Raw genomic sequence first — 24,804 nt, forward strand, 5'->3', positions numbered from 1 at the left:
ACCAGAAATGACTATATCTCAACTTCTACCTGAGCAACAGAAATATTGCACTCGGCACTTTCCCCCCAGGTTAAACGTATTAATAATTTTAAACCAATTTAAATCAAAACCTGTTATTGAAAGCCAATATTAAACGGCTGCTCTTTTTAGGAGAGCGATTTCTAACAATTCGACTCCTAGAGTAACGAAGAGAGTTCACTTGCTTCTCTAATGTTTTTAGTTCGTCCTTTTTTTTATCAAACATAACTAGGCCAGTTGAGCATTGCTGATAATTTTGCAGTTTTCGTTGGTTAACTAGAGTATCGCAGTGCATATCAAACCGCGATAAGCAGCTAGAAACAGAAGCTGTTGTTGCTATTGCAGAACCAAATTCCAACAAGTAACCGGCACCTTGAACGAAAATATTGTCAGAACTTGTGAGCTCATCACCAAGTTCATCAGCTATTTCTGCACCTGTAATCTTTCCACCAACAACTGTTTTACAGAAAATAGCTGAAGCGAGCTTTTTCCTTCTTTTTTCTTCCGCCGATAAGTTTTTTCTCTCTATGTTTTCCTCAGCTAAGTAACGACAAGCTTTAGAACCTAAAGGCCTAAAACAATCGATATATAGTCGATCCAGTTCTTTCTGTGGCCTGCCACACAGGTTACTTATAGGCTTAATATATGGCTTATCACAAGTCTGTGTTCTAGAGTTAAAATTTGAATTCCTTAAGACCGCTTCACTTTTTATTTCAGCTTCCAACCTTCTAATTTTTTGCTCCAATTCTTCAATCGCCATATCAACTGAAAATTTCTTTTCGAGCTCAGTGTTGATGAAGCAGTTATATTCTGAGTACATTGATAAGTCATATTTAGGCTTTCCTCTCCTAATTTCAAAACAAAGCTTCCCTTTATCCTTGTATATTTCATATAGCCTCCACCTCAATTTCTTGTCCGACAAAAGAAATTCTCTGTTTTCATTTGCAGTCATAAGTAGTTCGTCCCCCAAGTAGAGCCCATAGCCACTTCCTGGATATATGTTCTTTTTGTTTCGGTACATAGGTGCAAGCTCGACTCGTATCATAGACTGAGTGTAACTAATACTTTCATGATGAATGCGATCTACTCGTTGTTGATCCTTATACATCGCGCTGCAACCAGCGACTAAAACCACAACCATTGAATGGGGGAATATTTTCTTAAAACATGGTGCCATGCTCAGTCCTTTTATTATTTTTTAACCTGTTTATTTCAACTTCTTCTTCACCGTATCCCAGGCCACATTCAAAGCCTTAGCTTTTTCTTCTTCCTGCTTACGCAATTCATCACTCAACCCAGCCAGTTTGTCTGAGTGATACAGTTTCATGAGCCTCAAGTAAGCAGCTTTGTATTCTTTTAGGCTTTTCCCCTGGCTTAGGCCTAAGATCTCGCAAGCATCAGCAAACACTAATGGGTTCAAGTGTGGACTGCTGGAATGTGCGCTTGAGGATTGCTCAGAATCTGTCTGATTTTGATTGCGACTTTGCTCTCGCCTGTAGCGCTCTTGCTCTTTACGAAGGTTCTCGGCTTCTCGCTTTATAGCTTCTTCCGCTTCTTGGCGCTGCCTTTGAAGGTCTCGCTCTGCTTCTTTTTTCTGGCGCTTGAGCTCTTCCTCTACCTTGCACTTTTGTTCGTATAGGTCGCGCTCGGCTTGTTGCTTTTGCGCTTCAATGTTTGAGGCGTAGTCACTACTTAATTTGCGAAGCCGTATTGTCCCGACTACATCACTGATACGTGAACGTACATAGGTTAATGGCCGATTGAAATTCAGGACCATACCAATGACAAAAAACACGGTGGCGAAGTATTTATTGTCTAACTCGGAAATACCTATCCACATACCATAGAGTGGAAATAAACCGATCAACATCAAAGCAGGGTTAAAACGCACAAATAATTTGCCAATTAAATAACCCGTTAGCATATAAGCAGCTGCGCCAAAAAGGAGTGGAGTCATAGTTGTTGTACCTTTTTGTAAAGTGGCTTCCATGTATGAATGAGCAAACCAAAGACAAAGGCCGTAGTAAACGGCCACCAATCTATAATAGAAACGGCCTTAAATACTGGTAAAAAACAGATCAGAACGATAAGACCAAGCAGTGAAATGCCCTTTCTAAAAAACCAGCCAATGGATAAACCCGCAAACCAAAAGATCCCGAGAAAAACCAACAAGTCAGAATTCATCTCTATAACCTCAAAGTCGTATCAAAATCTAAGGTGACAGAGCCTTTACTGGTCGGTGCCGGTTTCTTTTTACTTAAACGCGAGTAACGCCCGTGCTCAAAGTAACCCATGCAATCAACGATAGTTGGCTGCTTGTAGGAAGATATAAACACGGCTTGATTGCTCCCCAAAGTCCTGAGTTGCTCAGGGGCTAACAAAGGCATACGTTCGTATGTTTTTCGAATGTCAGTAAAGTGCTCACGTTGCGCAAGGGCGCGATCACCGATGACTTTTGAAAACTCGGTATTCGTATCCAAATCACCACCTCTAAATATAAGAAAGCTCCCTATACCCGCTTTAATTGCCCTTGCTTTGTCATGCCCATACTTATCATCGAGCTGTGAAATGCCTTGAAAGACCAGTGAGAGTGAAACACGATACTTACGAACGTTGTTGATACTGATATTAAAATCATTGATGTAGCAATTGCCCATCTCATCCAAAAAACCAAAAACATCGAGCTCACCAGGTGAGGGCTTGTGGTCCATCACAATAGACAGAAAGCGCACGTAAAACAGGTCAATAATGAACTGATAATAGGCTTGTTTGGACTCAGAAAAATTAAGATAAATGATCGTTTTTTCATTTCGGATATTTTGTAGATCGAGAGTATCCGAGCGCATTAACTCTCGTATATTTTGGTTGTTAAGTTGTTTAAGCGCAGTTTTGCAAATAGTGACATAGCTACTGAGCATCTTTTCGTTACTGGTGGTAAGCCCCAACCACGATTCCCAGAGCGACCTGTCATTTGGTTCAAATGGATTAATTGAATTCTCTGCTACCCACTCATCTAGGCCAGTACCATCACTCCCAAAGCGCAAAACTAACGAGTTCAATTCAACCAAATTCAGATTCTCAGGTTGAGAATACGCTAAGCATTTAGACAGCACCTCCAGTATCGAAATGGCTCCCTCATTCCATACAGGTTCTTTATCAGAGCCATACTTTGATAAGATTATGGACGCGCAAATCTGTTCAATTTCTATGGTATGGCGAGCATCTAAGCCAGCAAAAGGGTTAAACTGTGAAGATGAAGGCAAGTCTTCTGGGCAAAGCCGAACAATGCGAAACCCCTTTGAGGCCAAGTGGCCACTGGTAAGCTGATATACCTCACCACTTGGATCATTCACTATCATTGAGCAATCCGAGGACCCAAGCTCCAATATTGATGGAATTATAAAAGCGGTTGTTTTCCCTGAGCCAGGCTTCGCAATTACGGCTAAATGTTCGAAGGAATCTTTGAGCGATAGCCTTTTGTCATTTCCATTGATCAGAACTCCCTTGTTACTTCGAGAGAATATGGAACTCAGTTCAGACTGACTCGCAAAACGTGCTCCTTGTTCCTGGACCAAGAGCTTCTTTTTGGCGATAAAGCTTCCAATACTCAAGAGGCTTGAGAATGTACCTTTGATGATCTTAGACACTATCAGCGCTCCCGATTACGAGAATGATCTCTATGATTTATGCGGGCACGGGCCTGATACTTTCTCTGTGTGGATATTTCCTGTTGCCGCTGGGAAATTTGTTGCAGCTTCTCCCGCCGCTGTCTCGCTGACTTTTGAGAGGATACAGACTCCGGCCTTGGAGCATCATCACTGATTTCTCGTGCAGCACGCGAGGCTGAAAAGAAGCTAAATAAGCCATCAAATAAACCAAAAATATCCATATACTCACCTATTGAAGATTAACGTTCAAAGTCGTTGTCGTTTTGCTTATCGCCACGGTTTGCTTTCTTGCTACGATGGCTTTTTATTTCAGCTTTTCTGCGCTCTACTTCATCATCATGCTTCACTGGCTCATGTTCAGTGCTTTGTTGTGATGAAGAAGGAGGTTTCTCAGCACGCCTGTTAGTCTGCCGAGTAGAGAGTGCTTCCACCTGGCGAAAAGCATCCTCTAGCCCCAATGTCTTGAGTCGATACTTCTTGCCATCACCCAGAGTAATAAATCCAATAGTATTCCCCCGGTTGTACATCTCGATGCCCTGCTCAGATAGGTTGTTAAACAGTTCACTCATAGAGCGACTTTGAGCAAAGATTTCTCTGAGCGTTTGAGTGATCTTCTCTTTCTTCTCAAGCCGCCCTCCTTTGCGTTTTACCTCACCGGCTTTGTTTGACTGTTTTTGTTTTCTTTGCTCACGGGTCGCGTTAATTAAGATGTCTTGCTCAAGCTCAGGGTATGTTTCTATCACATATTTTTCAGTCGCTTTTTTAACTCGATCAAATTCATATTTAGTGAGCCGTTGATTCGTGGGCGAGTCAATTTCATTACTGCTTATCATCAAGTGAAAATGCACGTTGTTGCTTTTTTCATCATGCAGATAACCAGCGACCAAATTGTACTTACACCGCATTTGGGCGTAGTGTTGAACAATATCAAAGAGCCTCTGCTTTTCCTGCTCAAGAGTTAACTGCGATGATTTAGTAATCGAGATTATCTCATGAAACAAGTAATTGCCATTTCTTCGGGCCTTTAGTCTGTGAGCATTCGCAGAAAACTCTGCGATAATATCTTTGTCTTTACGCGCATAAATATTCTGCGCGAAAAAATCATATTGGCTACTACGTGAAGAGCCTTTCTTCATGTAGTGGTATAGCTGTGAAAAGCTTCTACTTTTACGGCTCATCGATTTGATAATCATGAGTCGGCTTTCTGAGCAACGTAGCCTTTAATGACATCTTCAAGGCGCTTAAGCTCCATGAGTAAAGCATTCTCATCAACCATTACTTTAAGCGTATTTGAGCGATGTGCGATTTGATTCACATTGCTTGAAATATTTCGAATAAGATAGGTAATTTCTCTTAGCTCTTTGTGTATCTCAGGGGCTAAGACAGGATTCTTTCCAAGCTTTTGTTGGACAAGATGGCCTACAAATGAAGTTGGTTTCATCTGCATTTTTTCAGCTAAATATTCGACTTTTTGATAGTCTGAAGAGCAAAGACTGATGCTAATGCGCTTCCTTTGATCTACATAATTCTTGAAATATTCTCGCCGCTTTTCATCCATATGCTCGCATTCCAGCTGTTGAAATCCTGGGGTTCTTAGGGGGTCCCCTAAGCAAGAGAGCAGATGTTGGTTACCAACTTGCAATCTTGCTACTCCACTCAGCATAGATGATTTATTGAACTATTGCACCAGTTATAAACACAAAAATTTAACACGTTGTGTAAAGATATTTACCTCCAAACGTAATAGATGCTGCGGATATACCGCATTCTATTATTTATGGTTTCAGAACGGCTTGTTGAAGAACCTGAAAGTCAGAGTTTAATGTACAATACGAAGCCAAAAGCCATATGCTGCCGAGGGATAACAACAGTTTATGATGATTCGTAATACTCAGTACTTTACGGAAGAAAAAAGCACGTTACGCATCCTAGCTGAACAACTAAGAAAATGTTGAGAGTAGCTGCATGAGCATTACTCACGAAAACACCTTGCAATTAGGTAAATCGGAAAGCTGATACCAATTAACTTTGTCAATCGCACAAATTGTGGGATCATTTGATACATCAGGGTATAGAACGCAAAGAATATGTACACAGAACTATATGAGCAACTGGTCAAACATACCAACAAATGCGCGTCAGAAGAAGAGCTAAGAATAGCGTGGACTACAACGTTTTCAGCAGTAGGTATCGCATTCCATGCCGAAAGAGACAAAAACGATCTACTTCATAATCAAGTCATTATTGAGCTTAAGAATAAAGGTCTATTTGGAGGTAAAGTTACATCACCTGCCTTTAAGAATGCCGTCTATGATCGCTTGTATAAATATATAAAAAGAAGAGCAATAGCCGAAGGTATAGCTGAAGAAGAGTACACAGGCATTGCAACAGATGGTGAAAGTATTGTTTTTTGTTTCATGAAAAACGGGAAAATAATTCACCATGATTTGATGCCAGTTTCTGAAATTGCAATTACAAAGGTATTGAAAGCCCTTAAATACAATAAAAGGCGAGCATTAACCACCCAGAACCTTGTTGATGATTTCGGTCATAATGCAACTGTGGGAGTGGGGCTGATGAACGCTTTGTCCAATGAATTGTCATTACACTTCCAAACTAAGGGAAACAACAAGATAAAAATGTTGTTCAAAGAGTGGCAATCACTTTTTGGACAAGTGTCAGGCTTAACGAATGACCAAGTTTCTAAAATCACTAAACAGGTAGGCTTTAGTGCCCCCAAAATGGGCAGTGAGAGCATCTCTGGCCTTCTTTTTATTATTCATACATACAACGCTCTGATAATGAAGCTATTGGGTGCTGAGCTAGTATCTCACTTGAACTTAACTCAATACAAAGACTTTTGTGGTAACCTTGCATCCCTAGAAGAAGATAATTTACTGAGAGCACTTTCTCACGATATCGAGAAAAGTCAGTATTTCGAAACCGTAGGAATTAAAGGTTTTGTTGAAGAAGCCATATTCTCTTGGTATCTGGACTCTACAGAAGAAAATGATCGTAAAGAAATAATAAAGGCTTTGAAAGAGGCACTTATACAAATCTCTCTATACCGGTTTGACGATTTAACTTCTGCCCGTTCGAAAGATGTTCTGAAGGGGTTCTATCAAGCTCTAGTACCTGATGTGCTTCGTAAAAGCCTAGGTGAATTTTATACCCCAGACTGGCTAGTAACCGATACACTGAACCGTTCTAATCAAGATTCATGGCTTGAAAAAAAAGTGCTGGACCCAACGTGTGGTTCAGGTTCTTTTTTACTACAGACAATTCGATTAAAACGAGCCGAGGCTGACAAAAAAGGACTCGATCCAGAACAGACAATAGATGCACTACTAAACACTGTTTGGGGGTTTGATTTAAACCCACTTGCAGTTCAAGCTGCAAGAGTAAATTTTCTAATTGCTATCTCGGATTTAGTAACTCAGTGTAAAGCCAAAAACATCGAGTTACCGATCCTACTTGCTGATAGTGTTTACTCCCCAGCAAGAAATCCTAAAAGCGATGAAGATGTTGTTGAGTACAGGATCGGAAGTCGAACAGCAAACCTATTAATTACTATACCTTCAGAACTGGCATTTGACCGAGCCAAGTTAGATATGGTTTTTTCTGTTATGGGAAGTGAAATCGAAAAAGATTCTGATTTTAAGACAGTTTCACAAAAATTAATTAGAAAAAGAATTGCTGACACACTCCAGCTGAGTAATTGGGAAGCCCCCTTAAAGGAAACTTATGAAAGAGTTCTCTCATTACACAAAAAAAACTGGAATGGTATTTGGTTCAGAATCATTCGTAACTTCTTTTGGTCAGCAACAGCCGGTAAATTTGATCTAATTATTGGCAACCCTCCTTGGGTACGGTGGTCTGCTCTTCCTGTCGATTATAGAGAAAAAGTTAAGCCAACGTGCGAAGCCTATGAAATTTTCTCTGAAACTAAGTTTCATGGCGGTAACGAACTAGACATTTCTGGCATGATCACATATACGGCTTCAGATAAGTGGCTTACCAATGGTGGGAAAATTGTTTTCGTCATCACTCAAACTCATTTTCAGTCGCCTTCTTCTCAGGGATTCAGGAGTTTTAAAATAAGTGATACCGCATACTTGAAACCAACTTTTGTCGAAGACTTGAAAGCTCTAAAACCTTTCCCCGATGCAGCAAACAAGACTGTTATTGTAGGATTTGAAAAGGTAAACGAGCCACACAACCCATACCCTGTACCTTATACTATTTGGCAGGCTAAATCTGGCTTCAAAAAAGCAATCAAAGAACATTCAACTATCGAAGAAGTTCTTGATGGAATAAAACGCACACCAATGGAAGCTAACCCCGTAGCTGATTCCCGCTCACCCTGGGCTATTATGAATATAGGTGAGTTTGAAAAAACATCTGTTATCAGGGGGAAATCCGAATGGGTAAGTGGTAGAAAGGGAGTTACCGCAGACCTAAATGGCATCTACATGGTTGAAATTCTAGATGTGGACGAAAAAAGAGGTTTAGTTCAGATAGAAACCAGGCCCCAGGCAGGTAAAAAAGATATCGGTGTCGCAAAGAGGTTTTGGATAGAGCCTGATACTCTTTACCCTATGGTGAAAGGAGCAGCTGACTTTTCTGAGTTTAAGTTTAAACCCAAACACTCGCTGTTCCATATAGTTCCCAACTCAGGAATTACGAAGAAGTTTCTATTAGAAGCTGAAGATGTACTTGAGAATGACTTACCTAAAACTTACAGCTACCTTTCCGATTACAGAGAGTTGTTGCTTGATCGCTCCACTTACAAGGCGAGGCTAAGCAAGTATGAATTCTTCCACATATATAATGTGGGGGCATACTCTTTTTCTCCATATAAAGTAATGTGGGCGGAACAAAGTGGTAGCTTCAAAGCAGCTGTTTGCGATCATAAAATAGTGCCACTCATTGGTAAGAGACCCTATGTTCCCGACCATAAGGTTTACTTTGTAGATTGTTATGATAAACAATCTGCGCACTACATTTGTGGCCTATTAAACTGTAGCCTAGTTAGGCACTATATAGAAAGTCATACTATCAGCATTCAAGTTAGCAATATCTTTAAACACCTTGACTTACCTAGCTTTGAAAAAAATTGTAAAAAATCAGTTCTGCTTGCAAATATCTCTGAAAAGCTTCATTCAACAGATGATAAAAAGAAGTTTGAAAAACTCACTCAAGAAGCTAACACCCTAGCTTTAGAAATATTGGTAAGATAACGAAAAATAATAAGGGGTGACAATTTTGTAACCCCCCCTTATATCAACACTATTAAGTAGGGTTTAATTTTACGACCTTAGTTTATTAGAGACTAGGGCTATTCAACACCATTAGTGGAAACCTATATCTACGGACATCACTTCCTAAATAATCGAACTAATTTAGTTTTCTTTTTATCAGTTCTCTGAAGTAAGTCCCACATAAAAATTAAAAACTGTCCAATGCAGATACCGCAGATATTAAGCTCCAAAGTGACTTGGGTCACGCCTGAACAGAAGCCAAAGTATAAAAATATTACAAGACACAACCAACAATAGGTGAAGCTGAATAACTTACATCTTCAGATATCCCACCCCTCTTTAAATCACTGATAAATAAATCAAAATCCAAGTGGACTCCGAGAGGTTCTGTTACCACTTCACGTAAACAGAAGGCATCATCCATTATAAAACAATTCGTAGTTTTGTTAACGTAAGAAGTTACAGGCAGTCCCCAAAGCCTTTGATAAAAGTTATAATACTCTATAAATATATCTTCCCCATAATCACTATAGTAATAATAATGTCTAAAGTACTCATGCAACGAACTTCCCTCTTCAAAATCTTCAGAAAAATAACGAGCAACCTCATTTTCTCTTTTGTCATTTTCAGTTGGTAAAAAAGCAAGCAGAATATAGCCTGAAATACACATCTCCCAAAGCTCACCCCAGTTAGGGAAATAAAAGCTCGTACTCGGTAAAATACCAAATGCGGCACAAATTTTATTTTGCGTCTCATAAGATGAGGAAGAGTATCTCAAATAACGAGAATCATCAAACCTATATGGCCCGCCATCCTTTGTATAATTACTAGGAAAATGATACTCAAGAGATTTCAAAACCGAGGAGTAATAAGCTACTTCGTTATCATTAAATATGTTGTAGCCTTTAATTCCTAAGTAATCCAGAGGATGTTTATCCCTCATAAAGTCGTCAAAATCAATAGATCTAGAAACAATACCTTCATGATAACTTTCAAAACCTGGGGCAGGGCTCTCAACTAGCTTCAAAACTTCGAACATCATAACAGCCGACTTTAATGTCCAGTAAAAATCTTTTTCAATTTTCGCGAGGTATTCAATGCTTAGCTTTGCAACATTATCATAACCATAAATAGCTCTAGCTTCCTCTATGAAAGCCTCCCTAGAAATATTTAAGTATTCTTTTTTAAAAACGGCAGAGTCAGCTAAAGACATTAAATAAGAGGTGACTAAGTGCTTATCCATTCCATCTTCATTTTTAATATTATACCTAAACTCAGTGCTTATCATTATTTTTCTAGATATATACCTATACAGCTCATCTGAATTATTAATCTCATTAATTTCTGAAATTTTTTCAATCTTACTACGAATTGTCGGAATGTGCCCCGCCAGACTTGTGAAATAATCAACAGCTTCTTTTATGAACTCTCCTCTAGCTTCTTCTTCTTCCCTAAGTTTAGTAGACATTCGTATTAAAACTTCAATTGATTTAATAATTTCAAGCCTTTCTTGCTCACTAAACCCTTCGTAATTAACTAAAACGTCATTAACAATAGTTGAAAAGCTTCTATTATCATAATTTATCTCAGCTCCTTTTTGGTCATTACCTACAAATACCATGTGAGAGCCTTCCACATCAACTTTATTATTTACAACATCATTACCAAGACACAATCCAAAATAAAGAAACAAGAAAAAAGCTAAATTAACCTTAATTATCACCCTCATCAACATCCTCCTTTTTAACATCGCTCGACTTGGCACCATCGATATTAATTACACTCCCTCTCAAATCAGAACCTATATTAATAACACCGTTCGAATTACCACTTATTTCTACATCATTAATAATAGAGTTACTTCCCATTTCTTCTGTTCTTGTATCTTTCTGAAAAAAAGTATACATGCTTATAAGGCCAGACAGTATAGTGACTACAACCCCAAGCTTAACAATGAAATCGTAAACAGCCACCCTCTTAAAGAATGAGTAACATTCATCAATTATAGGTTTAATTTTATACACTCACCCCTCCAATTTTATCTATCCATAAATGATTGTAAGGACTAAAACAAGACCCTCTAATAGGAATGCAAGAACTATTATCAAGAGTTGAAAGAAGTAACTTACAAGAGCTACATAACGCCCTTCTTAATAATAGACTGCCCACAACGTAAATCCAGAACAGCCCACTTTTTAGATTTCACTTTTTTTACCCTCTCAAGCTCTCTGCTCGTTACACTTCTATGTTACAAGGTGTATAGGACTTAAAAACTTAAAGATACCAAAAAGAAAATGAGAACTATTCATCAAATTGCTAAAGCCAAAACCTTAGGGTGCAGCACTTTATAAGCGAGACATGCAACAAGCCATCTGCTAAAAAGTTTAGCATCTGTTTATTCACTTACCTTTGTAAGTCAGGAGGCTGTCACGCTGAAATATCTTCCATAGCTATCGTAGTGTCATATCGTGGTATATCAAGTGTACAACACATACCCTCCTTCAAGTGCGAGGCTGGCAAAATGCTGGAAAGATTGTGATCATCCGAATGTATTACTCTATATTTTTTAAATGAAGAAACGTAGCGTCTGATCACGTCATAGCCAATTGAGTATCATACTCGTACATAGACGCACTTCTTTTTGAGCTCTGCCTCTCTCGTCTATCTAACTTTTAAGCATATAAATTAAAGGTCACTGAACAAGAAAACCCTGTCTTTACTTCACTTTAAGTTCTTGATGAATAATACGCGTCTTTCAATATCCTTTCTGAATTTTGATATTCCTCAACACATTAAAAAACTACTGATGAACAGGAATACTCCTATTCATAGCAACACATTACGTATGATCTTTGCGATCTCCTGAAAATCAGCAAGGCGCTGGCTAACATCGCTTTTACTCGTACCCTTGATAGCTTCACCATCATCCATAAAAAAGGCAGTATCAAAGCGGCCTGTTTGCTTGCATTTGACATAGACCAGGACATAGCAGTACTGATACATAGAATCTAGTGACCGCAAGAAATCAATCTCTTCAGTTGTTATCTCTGGTTTTACAATCTCCTGTAGCTTCGGCATAAAAACATGCTTTATGTAAACGCTCTGTTGACCTTTTGAGTATTTATAAATATCGTGTAATCCATAGCCCTGCACGGCTGTGACGACGATATCTTCTAACTGTAGTAAGTTTGACACGTTCATTTTTGTTTAAACATTGAGACACCTTTGTTAAGATTATGTTCATTCAGATGTGGAAAAGTCTCCACATCACAAAAAAATAAGGAAAAAGGACGTGATTGATGGTGATGATTTAAAAGCGATGAGAAAGAAAGCCAATATTTCTCAAGAACTTATGGCAAAAAAGTTAGAATGTGATCGAAAAACAATTAGTAACTACGAACAGGGTGTGAGTGACATTAAGTCTAAACAACTGTTTCTGTGGCTTATGCTCTGTAAAATAGATACTAAGTCTTTACTAAATCAGATTAAACAAGTTAGTAGTACTATGAACAGCTCTACTAAGAAAAGATTACAGGATGATGAATAATGAAAAAGATAAAGTTTTTTGACTTAGTTCAGCGCTTTTTATTCTCTAAGCCATTATTAAAAAAAGACCTTCTTGACAGAAAACAGCGGGAAATAAGACGTAATCGATCTGCGCTAATAGTGTGTAATCCCACTTCATGCTCTTTAGTATCAGGAGGAGCAACAGCGAAAAAACCACCCAGATCACAAGCGGCCAAAATATACCCAATAGAGCCAGCTCCTGAAGTGAGCTCACAAGGATAAGTAATGAAACTTTCAAACTTAATTTTGCTAACTATTTTCTCTATGGCGGTATTTTATATGCAGCTTTGGGATGATCGCCTCGTTACACCTCTTTATTTAACGGTGCTAGGTGTATGTGTAGTCTACGGAACATATAAAAAAGATATAAATATCACTCATATAGCAGGGATTATCCTCGTTTTTACAGGCATTGAATATGCTATTTTTGAAGCAGGTATCGTCAACTATGTCAACCCATCTGATAATAAACTTCTTCAAGGCACGTTGATCTATGGAATGCAAATATTATTCTGTTTATTGATCACAATCCTCCTAATATTTAGAGTACAAGTCTCTCGGCTAATATCGAAATCACCAAAGATCGAGTTAACATATTTTGATGGGATTTTTCATTGGATTTTCATGTATATGTCGGTCATAAATCTACTAGGACTTATCGAAAATATTGCTTGGTCATATTTTGATTGGAAGTCTTGGACATTGATTTACGATAACTTTGAAGGGCTTATTTATATAGCATGGGCCGTATGTTGTGGGGCGGTGTTAACCATGATGATCTGCTCTGCAAAATCAAATGGTTCAGAGGATCAGGAGCCGCGTCTTTCTTAAAGCACTCCTTCCATCCATAAGAGTTATATCCTCAAAAAACCAGACTTTGTTCTGGTTTTTTGTGACATAGTTAAGGAAACAGCGTCGGCATATCTCACGCATTGCTCAAAAAGCTAACTACTAATCCCTACTGCGACTTCTGTCTGAGTATTAAATATTGCAGTCCTCAAAGCGTTAAAACCAGCATAGATTGAATAACCGAGTAAAAACAAACATACAACCAACATTGACCAAATATCTATATCATCAAAGTTCTTAAAGTACACCTCAGTACTAAAAAACTGCTGCACATAAACACCTTTTAATATCGATGCCGAAGTTGATGATGCAAGTCCATAGGTTATGGATGCAAACGCCGAGTCAGCGAACTTCCCAAAGTGTTTATAAATAATCCCTCCTTGATATGAATCGTCAGAAAATATAGACATATAATGAACTATGAAGCAAGAGGTCAAACCAAGCCAAAGAGCCGCTCCTAAATGCTCCCACTCTAATACATTTTTGACATATAACATCATTTCCGATTTATTGAGAAGCAGTAAAGCAGATAGACCAACTAGTAGCAAAAAAACTAGAGCCAACTTTAAATTTGGAGATCGCACTATCGACTCCTGTTGAAATTTTCTGATTGAACTTTATCCTCGTCATCACTACCTTTACCGAGTAAAGCTCCGATCAACCCACCAAGTATTACACCAGGTACTCCACCGACGACACCAATGACTCCCCCTGCTGCCATAGCACTCGCTGTGTTTTCACTACTTTCGGCTAAAACGTCACTTACAGAAAAGATCTGTCCATCAACACTAAACTTATAGGCACCAAGTTGGGCTGCTAGCTCTTGACGTGTAAGCGCAGTCTGTTTTAAATATATCTTTTCACCCGTTGATGGGTTCTTCACATACAATTTCATCTCACTCACCTCTCCTTAGATCAATGACAGGTTATATAACTCAGGTAGTCGCCAGGTCACATTGAATTAAAATTTTAATCGTCGTCGAATTTAATATCAATTAGTTCAGAATAAAATCAAAAAAACATTCAACAAAAAACCCTTCTTAAAGAATATCATGCAGGTAAAAATTAGACATTTTATTTTAATCTGGTAATTCAGACTTTTCTGGAATCATGATATTCCGATGTGCAGCATCGTCTTTTGACAGCGTTAGATTTACAAGTTCACTCTTTGTTGGCCGTCGCACACCAATTTTAATTTCTCCAGTCTGCTGATCTTTCTCCCACGGCTTTGCAGCAAGATACTCATCGAATGTCATTAGTTTATCATCAACAGCACTTAAACGTTCGATATAGCATTGTGTTACTGCTGGTTTTTTATAGTCAGGGTAATTCGCCAAAGAAAAACCAACGAATAAGCTTGAGTTTGGGCTGGCTGTATGCAGCGAAACTATTTCTGGATAATGATTGGAAGATGACTTTCCTTCTGTCTCAAACAAATGTGTGTAATCTATTGAACCAAAAAGAAGGGTATTATATTGATTTTTAATAACAAACCCTTCACTTACTCGTATTCTTTTGTAAGGCTCACCTTCAGAGGTGCTCGCTTGGTCATAGGCATTAATTGCTCTGTACTTTAAAACTCTCTCACCTATAGTGTTGGTTTCAAAGTACACCCACATCCTAATAACAACAATATGCCCCTTAAAGTTGGAATTAAAGGACATCCTCTTCAAGATGTAGTGGCCTGGCTCAAGATCTCCATTTACATCTTTGTCGTTGTATATAAAGGACTTTAAAGCATCAAAAAGGTAATTATCAGGTAACTCCTTCACTTGTTTATGAACATAGCTATCCATCTCAAAGTGATGCCAAAAAAACTCAAACTTCTTTTGACTAATTGTTCTATTTTTACCTTCTTTTCTAGGATTAAGAAGAAGATAAGGATCTTTAACGGTAATTTTGTACTTATCGAAATCACCTTCAGGATATCCATGTAGAGTTAAAAATTCCGCTAAATTATCCCTTACAATTGCTTCTAACTCACTCTTAATTGCCGCTGCTGTTTTCACCTTTTGACCATCTTTGAAGTAACTATGCGCTCTTTCAGCTAGAAGCGTGTATCGCTTAAACGGGTCTAATTCAACATTTTTACTCATACTTCTTCCTTTAAATTCCCTAGTAATAGCAAGATTAATTCGTCATAAAAATTAAATTTTTTGCACCAATTTAGAAAGCAAACATATCATGATTCGCCATCAATCATGCGTCAATCTATACATTCTTTTCCTCATAATGCAACCAAGCAATACACATTTTTAGTGCTAATTAATATAAAAACTGAAAAATAGAGGAAGCAGCACCAATTTGGAAGAAAAAAACAACCAAATCAGCATACCTTAGGGCTATTTCCTTCCGACAATTAGTTGCTTAACATGCGCATAGAGTCTAGGCTCAAATAAGCCATAGCAGTAAATGGTTACGTGTAAGTAGTTGGTGTGGGAACAAGCTTTGAAACGCCAACTTAGCCTCACACTATTACTAGCTGTTGGCGAAACTAGGGAGATGGTTATGCTAAATCCCGAAAATAAAAGAAGTAAAAAAGCCCGAATATTATCCGGGCTTTTAATCTTAGCCAAAGTACTAGCATGTATACTGATGGTTGAACTTGTTGTTGGCGCAGCAAACACCACAGCAATCATGCAAGATAGGAAGGATGAAATCACCAGATTTCAAATTCGAGTTTTCGGCTCTCAAATTGAAGTAAACTTCAGTGAGAAAAAAACCGATAAATCGAAAACCATCCAATAACTTTGGTAATCATGCAGCCTCTACGAGAGGCTTTTTTTTATTCGCACTTGTACCTATAAATTCATAGGTCAGGCCGTACTGACTATAATGACTTTTCCAAATCTGTCAAAAATAAATTACCTTCATGGTAACATTTTAGACCAAAAAATGAATAAAAAAACCCAAAAACAAACATTGTGGAATTTTTTATCTAAGATAAACATTTCATTTCCTGAGACAGAAAACAATCCAAATCAGCATATTCTTTGCACAGGAGAGTACATCGCGATACGTACCACCGAGCAAATTTCAATCAGGGTCTAAAAGGTTAGACTAAACATCGCGAATCACGCAAGTTTTTTTATCTTTTTTTATCCACCAAGTATCAGGCAAATCTTGTTCTCAACTTCTCGGAAGCTAATTGTATAATAACTATGTCATTTTCCTTGATTCCAACAAATTCACGAACTCGGTTGGCTATCAGAGCATTAGATTTTAAAACCGATACTAAGGTAGGGGCCACAGAATCTAGCCTATTCCACTCAAGATCGCCAGGCACGATATCCCCTAAAAATTCAGAGGATGTTTATTGACCTGTCTTTGTAAGTGATAGACGGTTGCACTTAAGTACCTTTCTGTGGTGCTTATATCACTGTGTCACATCATTTTGGCTAATGCGTACAAATCACAGCCACCTTCAAGCATCAACGTAGCAAAGGTACGGCGAAGCTTGTGGGCGTAAAAATATATGCCGCTATATTCTCTGAGTGTGGAAATGTAACGTCTGAGTACGTCATAGCTCAACGGAGTGTCATATTTACTCGAAGTAAAAAAGTAGATGCACTTTTTCTTCAGTCTATTTCGCTGAGCTATGTAGCCTTTTAGGATATCAACTAGAGCTCAAGGCATAGGAATGAGTCTATCTTTGCTTCATTTTCAGTTTTTGATGTGCAGCACTCGATGTTCAATATCCATATCTGAGACTTTGATGTTTATCAGCTCACTGAAACGAATTCAGGTATAGAGAAAGACTGCAATAATTGCGACTCACCTGTCTCTGTAATAAGAGTATGATGTTGGTAAGTTTTTAGCATACTCAATGAGGCTGGTAGCCTCTTCTGCTGATAGGCCTCTTAGCTCTTTCCTGGGAACTTTCGGGCGAGCGATCTTCTGAGTTGGATTTTCATCAATATAGCCTTCATTCACACACCGTTTCAAAAACAGGCTGAGATAACAGAGGCTATTTTTTATGGTTTTAGGAGACCACTCTCTGTCAATCTTTGCGTGAATGATAAAGGATTCGATATATGCTTTGTCCAGCTCATGAATTTTTTCAATTGATTTGTATTTTCTGACCAGTACAAAATTGTGTTTGAACGCTTGAACCGTTCTCGGTGAGTATCAATTAAATATTTCTCAGTACCTGCAAAACTTGTTATGTAATTCTTCGATTTGAAACATAAAAAATAAATTAAAACATAAAAAAACGATGACTTTCAGGTGTTACCTTTTTGTCATCGGATACAAATTTCAATTAATTTTCACGTACTTTTAAGCTAGAAATAGCTAATTCTATCGCTGCTAATAAAAATGGTTTCGGCAGGGTTTTAATTATGAGCCCGACGAGATACCACTTCTCCACTCCGCGACAGAACTATAAGAGCATATAAGCTCTTATAGCTTAGATGTTCTTTGGCTTTAATAAGGGAATAATAAACGACTGCTTACTCTTCACCTCACAACTTAATTTACGCAAATTTCGGTAAAATTTGTAATTATTGAATTTTCATCCAACAACCATAAGGCCAAAGCATCTTATTGATAATTCTTTTAATGTCAAATAAAAAAGTTAACATCAGAAATTTGTCTTTTCAGTGTTTCTTTTGAAATCGATAAATACCTCTGAGTAGTGCTAATATCTGCGTGTCACATAACCTCTTTAATTGCAAACAAGTTCACCTTTGCATCAATTGCCATACGAGCAAATGTGTGTCTCAGCATATGCGGAGAAAAATACACTCATGCTGCACACCTGATTTTTTGACAAATGGTCGCTATGTTCTTCTGAGTGAGTTGTTTACCAGATCTCACGCTTGTAAAGAACCATTGAGAGGGCTTCAGCTTTCTACTCCTGTGCTCATGGTACTGTTTGAGTCGAGGAAGCAACTTTTGGTTGATAGGAACGATTCGGTCCTTATTTCATTTCCCTTTCCTGATGAGGATTTCCTTTTCTCAAAAGTCGACGTCTGATGTGGTAAGGTTCAACATTTCCTGGAGTCTCATTCACGAAAGCAATAGGGTGAAAATTATCGCGCTGTTGCGTGACCTTTCAAGTGAATATCTCCATGGGTAATACTCGGTTTCGTAGATGATCGTTTTGATGTCTGCTTCTGAAACAAACCTGGGCAAAGGCTTATCGAGTTTAGGCTTTGGCACACTGAGTACGGGGTTTGTTTTAACGTAGCCCACAATTTCACACCGGACAAAAAAAGACTTTAGGTTTTGCCAATGATTTCTGTATGTTTTGGAAGTCCAGCATCTCAACTTACTTGTCTCTGTCAGGAAGTCTTCCAACACGTCTCTGGTATAGTATCAGAGAGATTCCGCCCCTTTGTATGAAACAAGTAGATTGATGGTGCTCAACACGCTCATATAGCTTTTAGCCTTATTTCATCTCGCCACGAGAAAGTACTTTTTAAATCAATTGAATAGCTCTGTTATTTGCATATGATGGGTTACTTAAAAAGGGTGTAAAATAGATCATAAAAGATCAGGGGCTACGCCCCTGAAATATCCAGTTCATCGAAAAGATATTTGCAAAATTTATCGTCCATTAACTCTGAAGTATGTCATGAAGTATTGCTGACAAGCTCTTCAATTGCAGCCTCAGAGTAATCAAAGCTACTGCACATGAAGTTACCATGCACATATATTTCTGTTCATGCTCCTGAAAAATCATTGATAAAGTCATAGCCAGTTACCTCTGACACTCTGTTTCTGGCTTCTTGCAACACATAGTCAAGCACGCAGTACACTGGATCAATATTATCCCAACTTTCAGAGCCAATGCTTTCACGAAAATCATCTATAATTTCGAACAGCTCACCTTCATTCATATCAAGATCATCACCAATCTTACAAATCGCACGAATATCTAAAGATCCAAATGGACAAAAGTAACCTTGTAGTTCACTCACCGTATTTCTCATAATTCAAGAAATTAATTAATAAAGTGATTATGAAACATCGGTATGACGCAAGGTGTCAAAGAACCGTTATTTTACAAGGCACGTAGGAAAATCGGTTATTGACTCGCAGGGTCAACCGATATAATTACTAGACTTTATGATTAAATCTTAACTTGATCTGTTAAATCTGATCTTAAGGGTTGAATCTAACCTGACAGTGGGTAGCTGCTTTGTACCATAAACAGATCTACAGGCGTAACTCGTTTCTGCCCCATTCTTTGTTTCAATAGATTTACTACTTATTTCACCAAATCGTCACTTGACTCACTTGTCCTAATATCAGTAATGTGTCAACAGGATTGAGGTAACATCAGCCTCCGAATCACTGCTGTCACGCATGTAAATTAAGCACTTGTGCTATTGCCTTTTTTCTGATTCGTATGTATTCTCCAATTTGGCTTGTTCGTAGCCAGCGAAAGCAAGTAACGGATTCTCTATCTCATTTAATTTATGAGAGGCGGGTCTGTGCTTTCCTTTTCTGCCTCTCACCTTATAGGAGGCAATATTCATGTCACAAATCATCAAGCTATCTACTTCTGACTCTCGCAAACGTAAAGGGCAAGTTCTTTCCCGGATCGACAATGAGCAAAAAATGATGGAATCAGGTACTCTCGGGGTTCAACGATTACTGATGAATATCGCATTGGATTTTATGGAAAAACATCCGCAAATGACTTGGGAACAAGCTCTATTTGCAGCGCAAGCTTACTGTGATCGTACTTATAATTAAGGGAGTAAACAGGATGAAGCATCACGTTGTCATTTCGCACAATAATAAATCATATTCTTTAAAGGTTGGTGGGTGGCTAAAAAATCTTCATAGTGACTTCACAGAGGCAATGTACACTGTTCATACTGACGACATTGTTCTTCCATGTGGTACGACGGCAGGAAGTTATAGGAAGGCAAAAAAAGTAGAGTATGACGCGATTAACTCCTCAACTGGACCGAAGAAGCATTTAAATCAGTCATCTATAAATGACTATGGTTGTGGATGGGATGAGCTTATTCAATTTCTTAAGAACCGTATAAACGAGTCTTGTCTGCCCTTATTATTTGCCAATGGACCGCGCTCCGTAGAAGAGCAAGTATTAATCAATAAAGCTGCAAGTAATGGCCATGTTGGTGCTATGTATTGGATTGGTATGGTATTGAGTGACGGCTTAAATGAAAACTGTCTATTGTGGCTATCAATGGCACATAATCGTGGTCATGTAGGCGCAGCTTATGCAATGGCGGCCTTTCTTTTAAATGAAGGCAATGTGGTGGAAGCGCTTCGCTGCTTGATTATTGCTGCCGATAGTGGGTGTGACTATGCATTTATGACGATATTTGACTCTGATCTGCTAAAAAGAATGTTCCAACTCCAGGATGTTAATGTGATAGAGTCAATGCTGAATCAATTAATCGAAGTATCTTACTATTCAAGCGCCCGTTATTACAAAAGTATATTATTATTAATTCAAAATGAGATACCTCAGGGTTTGCAACTTCTGCGGGAGTTTGCAAAAAATCCGAAGAATTCGCCTAACAAAAAACACAGAGATGAGGTGTATGTTAACCAGTTGAATCACGCTAAAAGCTTAACGGAAGATTTAGCACGGAATATTGGCGAGGGAGCCTCCATAGCTGGATGCTTACATGATTACTTCAATAAACTCCCATCGGGTATGCTCTCTGGCTATATGAAAGAAGTAAATATGATCTCAGAAGCGGTGAAAGCTCAGTTGTGATAACAAGCACTTCAGTGTTTCAAGTTACTTTTTCTTATCTTCCATTAGTGTGCTTGTGCAAATGCCCTAGCACACTTTTGTCCAGAAACGAGCTTGAACGATAGTCCGACTTTCGCTCAGAGCTGTTTGTCAGGTGAAGTCCACTCTATTCATCAAAACTATAAGCTCAGATATTATTAGTACACTATATGACTCTATAACAATAAAAATTCCTTTCTTAAAACTGTTTATTATGTGGTGCTAACCTATATTATTACCCAAATTCCCCCTCGCTTTTTCCTTATTAAAACTCCCACTTTCAGTGAGCAGTCCGTAGCTCCTTAGCAAATGCTGCATCTGAGTTCTGTCCTCTACTTTTCATCACATTGAAATATGCGTGATAACAGATAGAGGCTTATCAGGGCTTCAGGTTATCATTTTGTTGTAGAACGCAATGAGGTTTTTCTTCCATCTTGTACCACCGGCTTCACTCGGACTTTCACCAAACATACCATTGGCGATATCAAGACGATTCGGATCTAGATGCAAACCATGAACATCAAACGAGTTGCTTTTGATTTCTTGGATAAGTGAGTCAGTAAAATACTGATCTATGAGATCAAAACCAATTCAATGAACAAACTGGAGTATTTCCCTTTTTCGCTTGTCCTGCTCTTTTACTTTTTCACGATTAGCCTGGATCGCTACATCAAGTCAGGCTTTGTACTTTTCCATCGCAGTATCGAGTGTGTTTTGAAATCATTGCATGAAACTAGCAAGATTACTTGGTTTGAGATCATCCATGCTCTTAATAAAAGAAACATCTATTTGATAACACCTGCTCAATGCAGACTTTATTTCAGACACCCCTGAACTATGTTGCATAAGGTCTTCAATGTGCTCCTGAATTGCCTGAGTCCTTAAAAAACCTGCGGCTCTTATTTTGGGCATGGTGTCTTTATAGACCTTTTGGTATTCCTGCTCAGGCTTGAGCAAATCAGCAAGTGGAAAATTTGATTCAATGGCGTAATCACCATCCAGTGATATCTCCCTGAGAGGTGGGTTCACTCACATATCTATCGCTATGATTTCGTTTTCGTCACCGCGCGATATCAGCGAATCTCACACCCTTTCGATATTGCTACCAGAAAGCGATAAAAGGTAACTGGTTTCTAACGATTTATTTGATGAGTACTTGTCCTCAAACGCTCTAATTTTATCTCCAAAGCTGGGGTCAATATCAATTAACGTGAGCGTAATTTCTCTGTATATGTGGGATTGGGGATTCTTTGAATCCGCTTTTTTGGCTGATAGTAAGAGCTTTTTCAGCTCATTAGGATCATTAAGCAATAGCTCTTTAATTTGCGTGTACGCTTCGGTATCGCCATCTTTGAGCCTACTCAGCAACGCTAATATTTTAGAGCCTGCAAGCTCAGTATGATCAAGCTGGTCATGAAGTTTTATGAGTCTTTCAGTACAGGCTTCATATGAGTTGAGCACTTGTTTATCAGCTTCAATCAATACTGATAATTTAGTTCAGAATTTCTCGTTGAATAGATCAATAGATGTTTTATTAGTAGGGAATCCGTTCTGTTCTATATACTGTATTGATTCTCTACTATGACTCATTGTTAGCAGCAATGAGTCAACAGACGATATTTCCTGCTTCTTCAGCAGCTCAATAAAAGCCTCATATCAGCTCCTCTTGCTGTATCTTGTGAGATTTTTCAATCACTCAATACGAAGCTGGTATTGTGCGAATTCTTTTGATGGTTCATTTCAGGCTTGAATATTTGCATCAAGTGACTGCAAATATTTGTCCCCTAATTCTCTTACGCCACCTATTCACAATTGTTCATCAAGTTTTCACGAAAGCGATTTCATGAGCTCTTGTTGTTGCATGTCAGCCAGTGAAAGCTGTTCCTCCAATTTTTCCATATGACTGATAGTTAATGATTATAATCTTTACCAAACAAAGCTTTATATAACTTTTGGGTACTTTCGGCTTCTTCTTCCGTTAACTCAACCCCCGTCTTATCTTTGTATTCTTTCTTTTGTCGGAAATACTCTGCGAGCAAATGTAGATTTGAGTAATCGTCCTTCGGCAGCTTCGTAAAAACAAACGTAGCTTCTGGATCAGTTGCAGCAATATCTTCCACCAGTGTTTTAAACATATGATTCAAAGTCAAACTTCCAGCAATCCCCTTAAGTGACTGAACCTTTTGCTCTTCGGTCAAATTCAAAGTGTCGTAGTACTGGATCAGCTTTGGCTCTATACCATACATAAAATCAGCAATGATCTTCGGATACGTAATTTTATGGTAATCAATGCCATAGACCGACTCTTGCTCAGCTGAGAGGGCAAAAGTTGAAATGAAGTATACAAAGAGAGCTGCCAGTGAATGAGCGAGTTTATTCATAATATCCTTCCTTATTTAATTTTGAGGGGTATACCCCGTGGTAATTTATACCACAAAAATTGAACATTCCAATACTTTTAGAGCATTGATTGGAATCAGCGTTGGATATAAAAATTGCCTTTGGCCGAGTGCTGAGAAATGTTCGAAAGCATGGTAAGAAGAAGATGTCTCAAGAACTCTTAGCGCTTGAGGCAGACATTGACCGAGCCCATATTTCCAAACTCGAACAAGGGGTCTTCCAACCAACTCTCGCTACGGTGTTTGATCTGGCAAGAGTACTGGAATGCACACCCGCAGAACTGGTCGAATTGGTAGATAAAGAACTACAAGCCAACCAGGACACTTAAGTCCTCTTGCATTGTCTTAAAACGAAAATACGGTCGAAACTTAGCAAATCAACTCAACTGCTCCAGCCTGCGAACCACCGCTTCCATACATGACTTGTGCTCAAACACATAGTAAATACAGCTATTTTTGTGTGAACCGTATTTCTTATTCACCACTCACAGAGATAGAAAGAAACAGTGCCACTGTATTTGCTGGAGCGCTCTTTTGGCATCTCTACCCATATGCTGCTCAAATAGCGTGAGCTTGCCTCACTGTGGTGTTTGATAGCCAATAATGGCATCAGGGATTATTTGCAGATCTCAGGCCTTGAGCAAAGCTTTTGACTTGGAAGTAGCCCCACTGAGCGTGTTATTACTTCACTCTCGCTCGAAGTAGCAATGAAAGAAGTTCAATGTATATCACTGCCTACGTATCCACTTAAAAAACGATATTTTGAAATCAATGGTCGCGACTCGATGATAATAATCAGCTGCAAAGAAGCAACTTCGCCCTAGTGGTCTTCTAATACTTTCTAATGAATACCTTCACTGCTTTGCCAGTCACTTTGCTCCTCTTTCCGTCAGACAATACACAGGAGCGAGGGGTCATTTTCATGGTACAAATCCGAACTCTAGCACCCTCACCAAAGGCCTGTCTGATTCCCTTAAAGATCGTAAGTAACGGTTCACCGTTGAGACGCTTACATTCGGTAAGATAGAACTGAGTTGCTGCGATGTAAGGTATTGAAATGTCGCTAGTGCTTCTAGCACATAACTCTGTGCGATTGTTAATTTCAAGGCTCTAATATTTAGGAGATAATCCCGAAAGGTCGATGTGTTTTGTGAGCCTATTTGGCTCAAAATTCACTATTCTCTCAAAGTAATATTTAGATAGTTGAATCTTACGTATCTGTTTCCACAGAGTATACGGCATGGAATGAGCGTTATTTAAAAGAAAGCTTGGCACCCTAATTTTAAATGGTCGTACCATTGATGACTGTACCCAAA

Annotated in this window: 24 protein-coding genes and 1 pseudogene; 7 read left to right on the forward strand and 18 right to left on the reverse strand. The window is 38.6% G+C overall.

Annotated elements, in window-relative coordinates; translation table 11 throughout:
• Positions 1-103 precede the first annotated feature (103 nt).
• From TW77_RS16395 to TW77_RS16425, 6 genes are all read right to left on the reverse strand, one after another.
• Complete coding sequence (locus tag TW77_RS16395) at positions 104-1,195, reverse strand: hypothetical protein (RefSeq protein ID WP_046006063.1); 1,092 nt, start codon at positions 1,193-1,195, stop codon at positions 104-106.
• Positions 1,196-1,225: 30 nt separating this feature from the next.
• The gene (locus tag TW77_RS24405) at positions 1,226-2,008 is read right to left on the reverse strand and encodes a J domain-containing protein (RefSeq protein ID WP_156158692.1); all 783 of its coding nucleotides are present in this window, start codon (positions 2,006-2,008) and stop codon (positions 1,226-1,228) included.
• Between the two features lie 196 nt (positions 2,009-2,204).
• Positions 2,205-3,665 carry a type IV secretory system conjugative DNA transfer family protein gene (locus TW77_RS16410; protein ID WP_046006065.1) on the reverse strand — a complete coding sequence of 487 codons (1,461 nt, stop codon included), beginning with the start codon at positions 3,663-3,665 and terminating at the stop codon, positions 2,205-2,207.
• 2 nt (positions 3,666-3,667) lie between these two features.
• On the reverse strand, positions 3,668-3,907 hold the full coding sequence (locus TW77_RS25225) for a hypothetical protein (protein ID WP_156158693.1): 240 nt from the start codon (positions 3,905-3,907) through the stop codon (positions 3,668-3,670).
• Positions 3,908-3,925: 18 nt separating this feature from the next.
• The gene (locus tag TW77_RS16420; RefSeq protein ID WP_046006067.1) at positions 3,926-4,879 is read right to left on the reverse strand and encodes a relaxase/mobilization nuclease domain-containing protein; all 954 of its coding nucleotides are present in this window, start codon (positions 4,877-4,879) and stop codon (positions 3,926-3,928) included.
• Positions 4,876-5,328, reverse strand: coding sequence for a hypothetical protein (locus TW77_RS16425; RefSeq protein WP_156158694.1), 453 nt, complete (start codon positions 5,326-5,328; stop codon positions 4,876-4,878). The genes TW77_RS16420 and TW77_RS16425 overlap by 4 nt, the downstream gene beginning before the upstream one ends.
• 445 nt (positions 5,329-5,773) lie before the next feature.
• On the opposite strand from TW77_RS16425, the gene TW77_RS16430 reads away from it, so the two are divergent.
• A complete protein-coding gene (locus TW77_RS16430) occupies positions 5,774-8,926 on the forward strand; it encodes an Eco57I restriction-modification methylase domain-containing protein (protein ID WP_046006069.1) in 3,153 nt (1,050 codons plus the stop codon).
• 295 nt (positions 8,927-9,221) lie between these two features.
• Here TW77_RS16430 and TW77_RS16435 read toward each other — a convergent pair whose 3' ends face one another.
• The 3 genes from TW77_RS16435 to TW77_RS16445 form a co-directional block, all read right to left on the reverse strand.
• Entirely contained in the window at positions 9,222-10,676 is a 1,455-nt protein-coding gene (locus TW77_RS16435) for a hypothetical protein (protein WP_046006070.1), read from the reverse strand.
• Positions 10,660-10,971, reverse strand: a complete 312-nt coding sequence (locus TW77_RS16440; protein WP_046006071.1) for a hypothetical protein — start codon at positions 10,969-10,971, stop codon at positions 10,660-10,662. The genes TW77_RS16435 and TW77_RS16440 overlap by 17 nt, the downstream gene beginning before the upstream one ends.
• A gap of 802 nt (positions 10,972-11,773) precedes the next feature.
• Positions 11,774-12,148: a hypothetical protein gene (locus TW77_RS16445; protein WP_046006072.1), complete on the reverse strand. Its 375-nt coding sequence runs from the start codon at positions 12,146-12,148 to the stop codon at positions 11,774-11,776.
• Between the two features lie 91 nt (positions 12,149-12,239).
• Here TW77_RS16445 and TW77_RS16450 point away from each other — a divergent pair, with 91 nt between their 5' ends.
• On the forward strand, positions 12,240-12,494 hold the full coding sequence (locus tag TW77_RS16450; protein WP_046006073.1) for a helix-turn-helix domain-containing protein: 255 nt from the start codon (positions 12,240-12,242) through the stop codon (positions 12,492-12,494).
• 245 nt (positions 12,495-12,739) lie between these two features.
• On the forward strand, positions 12,740-13,345 hold the full coding sequence (locus tag TW77_RS16455; protein ID WP_046006074.1) for a hypothetical protein: 606 nt from the start codon (positions 12,740-12,742) through the stop codon (positions 13,343-13,345).
• 113 nt (positions 13,346-13,458) lie between these two features.
• On the opposite strand, the gene TW77_RS16460 is transcribed toward TW77_RS16455, so the two are convergent.
• The 3 genes from TW77_RS16460 to TW77_RS16470 form a co-directional block, all read right to left on the reverse strand.
• Positions 13,459-13,947 (reverse strand): hypothetical protein, encoded by a 489-nt coding sequence (locus TW77_RS16460; protein WP_046006075.1) that lies wholly within the window; start codon positions 13,945-13,947, stop codon positions 13,459-13,461.
• Positions 13,947-14,258 carry a hypothetical protein gene (locus TW77_RS16465; protein ID WP_046006076.1) on the reverse strand — a complete coding sequence of 104 codons (312 nt, stop codon included), beginning with the start codon at positions 14,256-14,258 and terminating at the stop codon, positions 13,947-13,949. Before TW77_RS16465 ends, TW77_RS16460 begins: the two co-directional genes overlap by 1 nt.
• A 184-nt stretch (positions 14,259-14,442) precedes the next feature.
• The gene (locus TW77_RS16470) at positions 14,443-15,459 is read right to left on the reverse strand and encodes a hypothetical protein (RefSeq protein WP_046006077.1); all 1,017 of its coding nucleotides are present in this window, start codon (positions 15,457-15,459) and stop codon (positions 14,443-14,445) included.
• Positions 15,460-15,811: 352 nt separating this feature from the next.
• Here TW77_RS16470 and TW77_RS16475 point away from each other — a divergent pair, with 352 nt between their 5' ends.
• Positions 15,812-16,111 (forward strand): hypothetical protein, encoded by a 300-nt coding sequence (locus tag TW77_RS16475; protein WP_156158695.1) that lies wholly within the window; start codon positions 15,812-15,814, stop codon positions 16,109-16,111.
• A 636-nt stretch (positions 16,112-16,747) separates the two neighbouring features.
• Here the strand turns inward: TW77_RS16475 and TW77_RS26055 are convergent.
• From TW77_RS26055 to TW77_RS16480, 3 genes and pseudogenes are all read right to left on the reverse strand, one after another.
• Complete coding sequence (locus tag TW77_RS26055) at positions 16,748-16,978, reverse strand: site-specific integrase (protein ID WP_082078954.1); 231 nt, start codon at positions 16,976-16,978, stop codon at positions 16,748-16,750.
• Positions 16,979-17,137: 159 nt separating this feature from the next.
• Positions 17,138-17,470: pseudogene (locus TW77_RS26060) on the reverse strand (phage integrase SAM-like domain-containing protein); the annotation flags it as partial.
• Between the two features lie 1,559 nt (positions 17,471-19,029).
• The gene (locus tag TW77_RS16480; RefSeq protein WP_046006079.1) at positions 19,030-19,287 is read right to left on the reverse strand and encodes a hypothetical protein; all 258 of its coding nucleotides are present in this window, start codon (positions 19,285-19,287) and stop codon (positions 19,030-19,032) included.
• Between the two features lie 559 nt (positions 19,288-19,846).
• Between TW77_RS16480 and TW77_RS16485 the strand changes: the two genes are divergently transcribed.
• Together TW77_RS16485 and TW77_RS16490 are read left to right on the forward strand one after the other, a co-directional pair.
• Positions 19,847-20,068 carry a hypothetical protein gene (locus TW77_RS16485; protein ID WP_046006080.1) on the forward strand — a complete coding sequence of 74 codons (222 nt, stop codon included), beginning with the start codon at positions 19,847-19,849 and terminating at the stop codon, positions 20,066-20,068.
• 13 nt (positions 20,069-20,081) lie between these two features.
• On the forward strand, positions 20,082-21,071 hold the full coding sequence (locus TW77_RS16490) for a hypothetical protein (RefSeq protein ID WP_052713235.1): 990 nt from the start codon (positions 20,082-20,084) through the stop codon (positions 21,069-21,071).
• A 738-nt stretch (positions 21,072-21,809) separates the two neighbouring features.
• Here TW77_RS16490 and TW77_RS16495 read toward each other — a convergent pair.
• The 3 genes from TW77_RS16495 to TW77_RS16505 all read right to left on the reverse strand — a co-directional run bounded on the left by TW77_RS16495 (position 21,810) and on the right by TW77_RS16505 (position 23,470).
• The gene (locus TW77_RS16495) at positions 21,810-22,118 is read right to left on the reverse strand and encodes a hypothetical protein (RefSeq protein WP_046006081.1); all 309 of its coding nucleotides are present in this window, start codon (positions 22,116-22,118) and stop codon (positions 21,810-21,812) included.
• Between the two features lie 54 nt (positions 22,119-22,172).
• Positions 22,173-22,571, reverse strand: a complete 399-nt coding sequence (locus TW77_RS16500) for a hypothetical protein (RefSeq protein ID WP_046006082.1) — start codon at positions 22,569-22,571, stop codon at positions 22,173-22,175.
• A 428-nt stretch (positions 22,572-22,999) separates the two neighbouring features.
• Positions 23,000-23,470, reverse strand: a complete 471-nt coding sequence (locus tag TW77_RS16505; RefSeq protein ID WP_046006083.1) for a hypothetical protein — start codon at positions 23,468-23,470, stop codon at positions 23,000-23,002.
• 128 nt (positions 23,471-23,598) lie between these two features.
• Here TW77_RS16505 and TW77_RS16510 point away from each other — a divergent pair, with 128 nt between their 5' ends.
• On the forward strand, positions 23,599-23,817 hold the full coding sequence (locus tag TW77_RS16510; RefSeq protein WP_205623883.1) for a helix-turn-helix domain-containing protein: 219 nt from the start codon (positions 23,599-23,601) through the stop codon (positions 23,815-23,817).
• Positions 23,818-24,804 lie beyond the last annotated feature (987 nt).

Origin of the sequence: Pseudoalteromonas rubra (assembly GCF_000967655.1) — a bacterium.
Lineage (GTDB): Bacteria > Pseudomonadota > Gammaproteobacteria > Enterobacterales > Alteromonadaceae > Pseudoalteromonas > Pseudoalteromonas rubra_A.

What these genes read in the sequence shown, in the direction of transcription:
- TW77_RS16395 (WP_046006063.1), bottom strand. Translation starts at nt 1,195, where the DNA reads ATGGCACCATGTTTTAAGAAAATATTCCCCCATTCAATGGTTGTGGTT.
- TW77_RS24405 (WP_156158692.1), bottom strand. Translation starts at nt 2,008, where the DNA reads ATGGAAGCCACTTTACAAAAAGGTACAACAACTATGACTCCACTCCTT.
- TW77_RS25225 (WP_156158693.1), bottom strand. Translation starts at nt 3,907, where the DNA reads ATGGATATTTTTGGTTTATTTGATGGCTTATTTAGCTTCTTTTCAGCC.
- TW77_RS16420 (WP_046006067.1), bottom strand. Translation starts at nt 4,879, where the DNA reads ATGATTATCAAATCGATGAGCCGTAAAAGTAGAAGCTTTTCACAGCTA.
- TW77_RS16430 (WP_046006069.1), top strand. Translation starts at nt 5,774, where the DNA reads ATGTACACAGAACTATATGAGCAACTGGTCAAACATACCAACAAATGC.
- TW77_RS16435 (WP_046006070.1), bottom strand. Translation starts at nt 10,676, where the DNA reads ATGAGGGTGATAATTAAGGTTAATTTAGCTTTTTTCTTGTTTCTTTAT.
- TW77_RS16445 (WP_046006072.1), bottom strand. Translation starts at nt 12,148, where the DNA reads ATGAACGTGTCAAACTTACTACAGTTAGAAGATATCGTCGTCACAGCC.
- TW77_RS16455 (WP_046006074.1), top strand. Translation starts at nt 12,740, where the DNA reads ATGAAACTTTCAAACTTAATTTTGCTAACTATTTTCTCTATGGCGGTA.
- TW77_RS16465 (WP_046006076.1), bottom strand. Translation starts at nt 14,258, where the DNA reads ATGAAATTGTATGTGAAGAACCCATCAACGGGTGAAAAGATATATTTA.
- TW77_RS16470 (WP_046006077.1), bottom strand. Translation starts at nt 15,459, where the DNA reads ATGAGTAAAAATGTTGAATTAGACCCGTTTAAGCGATACACGCTTCTA.
- TW77_RS16485 (WP_046006080.1), top strand. Translation starts at nt 19,847, where the DNA reads ATGTCACAAATCATCAAGCTATCTACTTCTGACTCTCGCAAACGTAAA.
- TW77_RS16490 (WP_052713235.1), top strand. Translation starts at nt 20,082, where the DNA reads ATGAAGCATCACGTTGTCATTTCGCACAATAATAAATCATATTCTTTA.
- TW77_RS16505 (WP_046006083.1), bottom strand. Translation starts at nt 23,470, where the DNA reads ATGAATAAACTCGCTCATTCACTGGCAGCTCTCTTTGTATACTTCATT.